Origin of the sequence: Phycicoccus sp. (genome assembly GCF_035325325.1) — a bacterium.
GTDB lineage: Bacteria > Actinomycetota > Actinomycetes > Actinomycetales > Dermatophilaceae > Phycicoccus.
This window is the reverse complement of the sequence record NZ_DAOLAC010000040.1, coordinates 21,983-31,334: the sequence shown is the minus strand read 5'-3', so window position 1 is coordinate 31,334 and position 9,352 is coordinate 21,983. Positions and strand designations below refer to the sequence as shown.

8 protein-coding genes are annotated in these 9,352 nt (G+C 69.8%); all 8 read left to right on the top strand.

All coding sequences use genetic code 11. The annotated features are described in order from the left end of the window. Nucleotides 1–2,873 (top strand): DNA-directed RNA polymerase subunit beta' (rpoC, locus tag PKA89_RS17795; RefSeq protein WP_324421780.1); only part of this gene is annotated, 2,873 nt, incomplete at its 5' end. A 110-nt stretch (nt 2,874–2,983) separates the two neighbouring features. Beyond that, nucleotides 2,984–3,346, top strand: a complete 363-nt coding sequence (locus PKA89_RS17790) for a hypothetical protein (RefSeq protein WP_324421778.1) — start codon at nt 2,984–2,986, stop codon at nt 3,344–3,346. Between the two features lie 25 nt (nt 3,347–3,371). Next, the gene (locus tag PKA89_RS17785; protein ID WP_324421776.1) at nt 3,372–4,058 is read left to right on the top strand and encodes a hypothetical protein; all 687 of its coding nucleotides are present in this window, start codon (nt 3,372–3,374) and stop codon (nt 4,056–4,058) included. 7 nt (nt 4,059–4,065) lie between these two features. After that, nucleotides 4,066–4,605: an N-acetyltransferase gene (locus PKA89_RS17780; RefSeq protein ID WP_324421774.1), complete on the top strand. Its 540-nt coding sequence runs from the start codon at nt 4,066–4,068 to the stop codon at nt 4,603–4,605. Nucleotides 4,606–4,952: 347 nt separating this feature from the next. Beyond that, nucleotides 4,953–5,327, top strand: a complete 375-nt coding sequence (gene rpsL / locus PKA89_RS17775) for a 30S ribosomal protein S12 (RefSeq protein ID WP_299447518.1) — start codon at nt 4,953–4,955, stop codon at nt 5,325–5,327. After that, complete coding sequence (rpsG, locus tag PKA89_RS17770; protein WP_324421771.1) at nt 5,327–5,797, top strand: 30S ribosomal protein S7; 471 nt, start codon at nt 5,327–5,329, stop codon at nt 5,795–5,797. Before rpsL ends, rpsG begins: the two co-directional genes overlap by 1 nt. Before the next feature lie 113 nt (nt 5,798–5,910). Then, nucleotides 5,911–8,025 (top strand): elongation factor G, encoded by a 2,115-nt coding sequence (fusA, locus tag PKA89_RS17765; RefSeq protein ID WP_324421769.1) that lies wholly within the window; start codon nt 5,911–5,913, stop codon nt 8,023–8,025. 114 nt (nt 8,026–8,139) lie between these two features. Then, nucleotides 8,140–9,336, top strand: coding sequence for an elongation factor Tu (gene tuf, locus PKA89_RS17760; RefSeq protein WP_324421767.1), 1,197 nt, complete (start codon nt 8,140–8,142; stop codon nt 9,334–9,336). Nucleotides 9,337–9,352: the final 16 nt, after the last annotated feature.

The window sequence follows — 9,352 nt, the reverse complement described above, 5'->3', positions numbered from 1 at the left end:
ACCTCAACGACCTCTACCGCCGCGTCATCAACCGCAACAACCGCCTCAAGCGGCTCCTCGACCTCGGCGCGCCGGAGATCATCGTCAACAACGAGAAGCGGATGCTCCAGGAGGCCGTCGACAGCCTCTTCGACAACGGCCGCCGCGGCCGCCCGGTCACGGGTCCCGGCAACCGTCCGCTGAAGTCGCTGTCCGACATGCTCAAGGGCAAGCAGGGCCGGTTCCGCCAGAACCTCCTCGGCAAGCGCGTCGACTACTCGGGCCGTTCGGTCATCGTCGTCGGCCCGCAGCTCAAGCTGCACCAGTGCGGCCTGCCGAAGCAGATGGCCCTCGAGCTCTTCAAGCCGTTCGTCATGAAGCGGCTGGTCGACCTCGACCACGCCCAGAACATCAAGTCGGCCAAGCGCATGGTCGAGCGCCAGCGCCCGGTCGTCTGGGACGTGCTCGAGGAGGTCATCACCGAGCACCCGGTGCTCCTCAACCGGGCACCCACGCTGCACCGCCTCGGCATCCAGGCCTTCGAGCCGCAGCTCGTCGAGGGCAAGGCCATCCAGATCCACCCGCTCGTCTGCACCGCGTTCAACGCGGACTTCGACGGTGACCAGATGGCCGTGCACGTGCCGCTGTCCGCGGAGGCGCAGGCCGAGGCCCGCATCCTCATGCTGTCCTCGAACAACATCCTCAAGCCGGCCGACGGCCGCCCGGTGACCATGCCGACCCAGGACATGATCATCGGCCTCTACCACCTCACCTCCGAGGTGGAGGACGGCAAGGGCGCCGGTCGCGTCTTCTCGACGCCGGCCGAGGCGCGGATGGCGTTCGACGCCGGCGAGATCGAGCTCGGCTCGCGGGTGAGGATCCGCCTCGAGCACCTCGTCCCGACCCCGATGTCGGAGCTGCCGGAGGGCGTGGAGCTCGACGAGCAGGGCTTCGCCTCGAGCCTGATCCTCGAGACGACCCTCGGGCGCGCGCTCTTCAACGAGACGCTCCCGGAGGACTACCCCTACGTCAACGACCAGGTCGACAAGAAGCGCCTCTCGACGATCGTCAACGACCTCGCCGAGCGGTACAGCAAGGTGCAGGTCGCGGCGAGCCTCGACGCGCTCAAGGAGTACGGCTTCCACTGGGCGACCCGCTCGGGCACCACGGTGGCCATCTCCGACGTCGTGACCCCGCCGCGCAAGCTCGAGATCCTCGACGGGTACGAGACCAAGGCGACGAAGGTCCAGACCCAGTACGAGCGGGGCCTCATCACCGACGACGAGCGCCGTCAGGAGCTCATCGAGATCTGGACCCAGGCGACGAACGAGGTCGCCAAGGAGATGGAGGCGAACATCCCGCGGAGCAACACCATCTACCGGATGGTGTCCTCGGGGGCGCGTGGTAACTGGATGCAGCTGCGCCAGATCGCCGGCATGCGTGGCCTGGTGTCGAACCCGAAGGGCGACATCATCCCGCGGCCGATCCGCGCGAACTTCCGCGAGGGCCTCACCGTGCTCGAGTTCTTCATCTCGACGCACGGCTCCCGCAAGGGGCTGGCCGACACCGCGCTGCGCACCGCCGACTCCGGGTACCTCACCCGTCGTCTCGTCGACGTGTCGCAGGACGTCATCGTCCGCGAGGACGACTGCGGCACCGAGCGCGGGCTGGCCATGCCGATCGCCTCGACCGACGAGCGCACCGGCACCCGTGCCGTGCACGACGACGTCGAGACCTCGGTGTACGCCCGGACCCTGGCCGAGGACGTCGTCAAGGACGGCGAGGTCCTCGCCGAGGCCGGCATCGACCTCGGGGACGTCGTCATCGGCGCGCTCTTCGCGGCCGGCGTCGACTCGGTGAAGGTCCGCTCGGTGCTCACCTGCGACTCCAAGGTCGGGACCTGCGCGAAGTGCTACGGCCGCTCGCTGGCCACCGGCAAGCTCGTCGACATCGGTGAGGCCGTCGGCATCATCGCGGCGCAGTCCATCGGTGAGCCCGGCACCCAGCTGACGATGCGGACCTTCCACACCGGTGGTGTGGCCGGTGACGACATCACCCAGGGTCTGCCGCGTGTCGTCGAGCTCTTCGAGGCCCGGACCCCGAAGGGTGTCTCCCCGATCGCCGAGGCCTCCGGCCGGGTGACCATCGAGGAGACCGACAAGGCGCGACGCATCCTCGTCACGCCGGACGACGGCTCCGAGGACCACGCCTACCCGGTGACGAAGCGGGCCCGCCTGCTCGTCCAGGACGGCCAGCACGTCGAGGTCGGCACGCAGCTGACGCAGGGGTCGATCGACCCCAAGCAGGTGCTGCGCATCCTCGGCCCGCGCAAGACGCAGGAGCACCTCGTCGACGAGGTCCAGCGCGTCTACCGCCAGCAGGGTGTGTCGATCCACGACAAGCACATCGAGGTCATCGTCCGGCAGATGCTGCGCCGGATCACGATCATCGAGGCCGGCGACGCCGAGCTGCTCCCGGGCATGCTCGCCGAGCGCGGTCGCTTCGAGGAGGAGAACCGTCGGGTCGTCTCCGAGGGCGGCAAGCCGGCCTCGGGTCGTCCGGAGCTCATGGGCATCACCAAGGCCTCGCTCGCGACCGAGTCGTGGCTGTCGGCGGCCTCCTTCCAGGAGACCACCCGCGTCCTCACCGAGGCGGCGATGGAGGGCAAGTCCGACCCGCTGCTCGGCCTCAAGGAGAACGTCATCCTCGGCAAGCTCATCCCGGCCGGCACGGGGCTGACCCGCTACCGCAACATCGCGGTGGAGCCGACCGAGGAGGCCAAGGCCGCGATGTACTCGATGCCGAACTACGAGGACTACGCGTTCTCGTTCGGCCCCGGGTCCGGCGAGGCGGTCCGCCTCGACGACAGCGAGCTCGGTCTCGACCGGCTCTGACGTCGGGGTCGGCACCCGTCGACCGAACAGCACACGCCGTGTGGGCACCGTCCCACACGGCGTGTGCTGTTCCCTCGACGTGGCGGCCGCGGGGGAGGACGATGGTGGACGTGGCACACCGGAAGCTGCTGGCCGCGGGCGCGGCCCTCGACCTGCTCGCCGTCCTCGCCTGCCTCGTCCTCCCGCTCTACTCGAGCGACGGCACCGACGGCACCGGCTCGGCGACCCTCCTCGCCGTCAACGGGGCGGGCGCGCTCGTCCCGCTCGGCCTGTTCCTCGGGCTCGGCCTCCTCGCGTGGGCGATGCCGTGGCGGGTCGCGCGGCTGGTCGCCGTGCTCCTGCACGGCGCGCTCACCGTGCTCGCCCTCCTGAGCATCGGGCTGCTCTTCGTGCCGGCGGGCCTCGCGCTGGCCGTCGGCGGGTTCCGCGAGCTGACCGCGCCGGCCGCGCCGCCGGTCCCGGCCCCGGTCTGACCGCGCGCACTCCCGGGCTGGCCGGATGAACGAGTCGGCCGTGACCGTGGCGCGCGAGGACACCCCCGACGGCGAGGTGGCCCTGCGCCGCCGGGGCGAGGTCCTCGAGCTCGTCGTCGACGGCGTCTTCGCGATGGACACCGTCGACACCTCGACCGAGGTGCTGCTCGCGACCGAGTCGCTGCGGCGGCACCCGGCGCCGGCCACCGTCCTGGTCGGTGGCCTCGGGCTCGGCTTCACCACCCGTGCCGTCCTCGCCGACCCGCGGGTGCGGCACGTCGACGTGGTCGAGCTGGCGTCGCCGCTCGTCGGCTGGGCCCGGGCCGGCCGGGTGCCCGAGCTGGCCGGCCTCGAGGGCGGCCGCTGCGCCCTGCACGTCGCCGACGTCGGGGCCGTCCTGCGCGGCGGGGCCGGACCGACCGGTCCGTGGGACCTCGTCCTCCTCGACGTCGACAACGGACCGGACTTCCTCGTCCACACCGGCAACGCCCGCCTCTACGAGGCGCCGGCGCTCACGGCGGCCCGCGGGGCACTCGCCCCCGGTGGCCTGCTCGTCGTGTGGTCCTCGCACCGCGCGCCCCGGCTGCTCGCCGCCCTCGGCGCGGTGGCGGCCGGCGGGGACCGGGTCGACGAGGTCGTCCTCACCGTGCACCGCGAGGGCCGCGACCTCGAGTACGCCCTGTACGCGCTCGCCCGCGGCGACGGGGGATGATGGGCCGGTGCGCACCGACCTCGTCATCCGTCCCGAGTCTCCGCAGGACGCCGACGCGGTCGTCGCCGTCGTCGAGGCCGCCTTCACCCCGCCGGAGGGTGCGGCGCGCACCCTGGAGGCGGTCCTCGTCGAGGAGCTGCGGGCCGACGGCGACGTCCTGCCCGAGCTGACCTTCGTCGCCGAGCTCGACGGCGAGGTGGTGGGGTCGGTCGTGTGCAGCCGGGCGACGCTGGGGGAGGGGCCCTCGGTCGGGCTGGGCCCGCTCGCGGTGCGCCCGGACCACCAGCAGCAGGGCATCGGGTCGGCCCTCGTCGCCTCCGTCGTCGCCACCGCCGAACAGCGCGGCGAGCCGAGCCTCGTCCTCCTCGGCGACCCCGACTACTACGGCGCGTTCGGCTTCGAGGCCGCGGCCCCGCTCGGCATCGGCTCCCCGGGGCCGTGGGCCGACCGCTACTTCCAGGTCCTCACCCTGCGCGCGTGGCGCCCCGGGCTGGCGGGCCCCTTCCGCTACGCCCCGGCCTTCGAGCGGATGGACGAGCCCGGCTGACGCGGCGCCGGGAAGAAGCCGGCCGCTCCCGGGCGTTGAAACCCCCGGTGGACCAGCACCCGTGGGGCCGGGAACCGATTTGGAGCGCCCCCACGCGGCCGGTACGCTTGAACACTGTGTCTGGCTAGGTCCAGGCCCAGGAGCCGGAGACCGTCACCGCGAGGTGGCGCCCCGGCCTCGCCCACCTCCTGCCGGGCGCCCCGTACACCATCCTCCCGAGGCTGGCGCATGGGGAGTGCAGGGAGGAGCAGCCGGAGCGACACACCCGAGCGCGGGGGTCGAGCACCGGCCATGACAAGGAGCGACGGCGACGCCGCCGCTTGACCAGACCAGACGAAGGACTCAGGTTGCCTACCATCAACCAGCTGGTGCGCAAGGGCCGGCAGGACAAGACCACCAAGGTCAAGACGCCTGCGCTCAAGGGCTCCCCGCAGCGCCGTGGCGTGTGCACGCGTGTGTACACCACCACCCCCAAGAAGCCGAACTCCGCCCTCCGCAAGGTCGCCCGCGTGCGCCTCACGAGCGGCATCGAGGTCACCGCCTACATCCCCGGTGTCGGCCACAACCTCCAGGAGCACTCGATGGTGCTCGTCCGCGGCGGTCGCGTGAAGGACCTGCCCGGCGTGCGCTACAAGATCATCCGCGGCGCCCTCGACACCCAGGGCGTCAAGAACCGTCAGCAGGCCCGCAGCCGCTACGGCGCGAAGAAGGTGAAGGGCTGATGCCTCGCAAGGGTCCCGCTCCGAAGCGGCCGCTCGTCGTCGACCCGGTCCACCAGTCCCCGCTGGTGACCGCGCTCGTCAACAAGGTCCTCCTCGACGGCAAGAAGTCCACCGCCGAGCGCATCGTCTACGGCGCGCTCGAGGGCTGCCGCGAGAAGACCGGCACCGACCCGGTGCAGACGCTCAAGCGCGCGCTCGACAACATCAAGCCGACCCTCGAGGTCAAGTCCCGCCGCGTCGGCGGTGCGACCTACCAGGTCCCGATCGAGGTCAAGCCGAACCGCGCCACGACGCTGTCGCTGCGCTGGCTCGTGGGCTACTCCCGCCAGCGGCGCGAGAAGACGATGACCGAGCGCCTCATGAACGAGATCCTCGACGCCTCCAACGGCCTCGGTGCCGCCGTGAAGCGCCGCGAGGACACCCACAAGATGGCCGAGTCGAACAAGGCCTTCGCCCACTACCGCTGGTGACCACCGCCGGGGCGCCGGCCGCCGACCGCGGCCGGCCCCCGGACCCACCGGTGACCCGCACCAACGCGCACCGAACCGCACACACCTAGAGCGACGAGACGAGAGCACAGAACGTGGCACAGGACGTCCTGACGGACCTCAAGAAGGTCCGCAACATCGGCATCATGGCGCACATCGACGCCGGCAAGACCACGGCGACGGAGCGCATCCTCTTCTACACCGGCGTCAACCGGAAGATGGGCGAGACGCACGACGGCGCCTCGACCACCGACTGGATGGAGCAGGAGAAGGAGCGGGGGATCACCATCACCTCCGCGGCGGTCACCTCCTTCTGGGAGGGCCACCAGATCAACATCATCGACACCCCCGGGCACGTCGACTTCACCGTCGAGGTCGAGCGCTCGCTGCGCGTCCTCGACGGCGCCGTCGCGGTGTTCGACGGCAAGGAGGGCGTCGAGCCGCAGTCCGAGACGGTGTGGCGCCAGGCCGACAAGTACGGCGTGCCCCGCATCTGCTTCATCAACAAGATGGACAAGCTCGGCGCGGACTTCTACTTCACCGTCGACACCATCAAGGACCGCCTCGGCGCGGAGCCGCTCGTGCTCCAGCTGCCGATCGGCGCCGAGTCCGACTTCATCGGTGTCGTCGACCTCATCTACAAGCGCGCCCTCGTGTGGCCCGGCGACGCCAAGGGTGACGTCACCCTCGGTGCGAAGTACGAGATCCAGGAGATCCCGGCCGAGCTCGCCGAGCAGGCCGAGGAGTACCGCCACCACCTCATCGAGCGGGTCGCCGAGTCCGACGACGCGCTGATGGAGAAGTACCTCGAGGGCGGCGAGCTGACGCCCGAGGAGATCAAGGCGGGCATCCGCACCCTGACCATCGCCTCCGAGGTCTACCCGGTCCTCTGCGGCTCCGCGTTCAAGAACCGCGGCGTCCAGCCGATGCTCGACGCGGTCGTCGACTACCTGCCCTCGCCGCTCGACGTGGCCGCCATGGAGGGTCACGCCCCCGGCAACGAGGACGAGAAGGTCCTGCGCGAGCCGAGCAAGGACGAGCCGTTCTCCGCGCTCGCCTTCAAGGTCGCCTCGCACCCGTTCTTCGGCACCCTCACCTTCATCCGCGTGTACTCCGGCCACATCACCGCCGGCACGCAGGTGCTCAACAGCACCAAGGTGAAGAAGGAGCGCATCGGGAAGCTCTTCCAGATGCACGCCAACAAGGAGAACCCGGTCGAGGACGCGATGGCGGGGCACATCTACGCCGCCATCGGCCTCAAGGCGACGACGACCGGTGACACCCTCTGCGACCTCAACGCCCCCGTGGTGCTGGAGTCGATGACCTTCCCGGAGCCGGTCATCCAGGTGGCCATCGAGCCCAAGACCAAGGGCGACCAGGACAAGCTCGGCACGGCCATCCAGAAGCTCGCCGAGGAGGACCCGACCTTCCAGGTCCACCTCGACGAGGACACCGGCCAGACGATCATCGCCGGCATGGGCGAGCTCCACCTCGACATCCTCGTCGACCGCATGAAGCGCGAGTTCAAGGTCGAGGCGAACGTCGGCAAGCCGCAGGTGGCCTACCGCGAGACGATCCGTCGCGCGATCGACCGCTACGACTACACCCACAAGAAGCAGACCGGTGGGTCGGGCCAGTTCGCGAAGGTCCAGATCGCGCTCGAGCCGCTCGACACCGCCGAGGGCGAGCTGTACGAGTTCGAGAACAAGGTCACCGGTGGTCGCGTCCCGCGCGAGTACATCCCGTCGGTCGACGCCGGCATCCAGGACGCCATGCAGTACGGCATCCTCGCCGGCTACCCGCTGGTCGGGATCAAGGCGACCCTGCTCGACGGTGCGGCGCACGACGTCGACTCCTCCGAGATGGCGTTCAAGATCGCTGGCTCGATGGCGCTCAAGGAGGCCGTGCGCAAGTGCGACCCGGTCCTCCTCGAGCCGATGATGGCCGTCGAGGTCCGCACGCCCGAGGACTACATGGGCGACGTGATCGGCGACATCAACTCCCGCCGTGGCCAGATCCAGGCCATGGAGGACATCAGCGGCGCCAAGGTCGTGCGCGGCCTCGTCCCGCTCTCGGAGATGTTCGGCTACGTCGGCGACCTGCGGTCCAAGACCCAGGGCCGCGCGAACTACTCGATGGAGTTCGACTCCTACGCCGAGGTCCCCAAGACCGTGGCCGAGGAGATCATCAAGAAGACCCGGGGCGAGTGACCGCTAGAGTGGTCGCTGGTCTCCGCTGAGAGAAGCATTCCAACCCAACCCCAGACGACGCCACGTCCTGCCCGGTCGTGCGTTTCCAGAGAAGAGTCCTGAGGAGGACATCAAGTGGCGAAGGCAAAGTTCGAGCGGACCAAGCCGCACGTCAACATCGGCACCATCGGTCACATCGACCACGGTAAGACGACGCTGACGGCTGCGATCTCCAAGGTCCTGCACGACAAGTACCCGGACCTGAACCCGCAGTTCGCGTTCGAGGACATCGACAAGGCGCCCGAGGAGAAGCAGCGCGGCATCACCATCTCCATCGCGCACATCGAGTACCAGACGGAGCAGCGCCACTACGCGCACGTCGACTGCCCGGGTCACGCCGACTACGTGAAGAACATGATCACGGGTGCGGCGCAGATGGACGGCGCGATCCTCGTGGTCGCCGCCACCGACGGCCCGATGCCGCAGACGAAGGAGCACGTCCTCCTGGCCCGCCAGGTCGGCGTCCCCTACATCGTCGTGGCGCTCAACAAGGCCGACATGGTCGACGACGAGGAGATCCTCGAGCTCGTCGAGATGGAGGTCCGTGAGCTCCTCACCTCCTACGAGTTCCCGGGCGACGACCTGCCGGTCGTCAAGGTCTCGGCGCTCAAGGCGCTCGAGGGCGACGCGGAGTGGGGCCAGACGGTCCTCGAGCTCATGGACGCCGTCGACACCTACATCCCCGAGCCGGAGCGCGACACGGACAAGCCGTTCCTCATGCCCGTCGAGGACGTCTTCACGATCACCGGTCGTGGCACGGTCGTCACCGGCCGCATCGAGCGCGGTGTCCTCAAGGTGAACGAGGAGGTCGAGATCGTCGGCATCCACACCGGCCCGGCCACCAAGACCACCGCCACCGGCATCGAGATGTTCCGCAAGCTCCTCGACGAGGGTCGTGCGGGCGAGAACGTCGGCCTCCTCCTGCGCGGCATCAAGCGCGAGGACGTCGAGCGTGGCCAGGTCGTCGTCAAGCCGGGGTCGATCACCCCGCACACCGACTTCGAGGCCAACGTCTACATCCTCAGCAAGGACGAGGGTGGCCGGCACACGCCGTTCTACGACAACTACCGTCCGCAGTTCTACTTCCGGACCACGGACGTCACCGGTGTCGTGAAGCTCCCCGAGGGCACCGAGATGGTCATGCCCGGTGACAACACCGAGATGTCCGTCGAGCTCATCCAGCCGATCGCCATGGAGGAGGGCCTGCGCTTCGCCATCCGCGAGGGCGGCCGCACCGTCGGCGCCGGCCGGGTCACCAAGATCAACAAGTGACCTGACGCCGGTCACG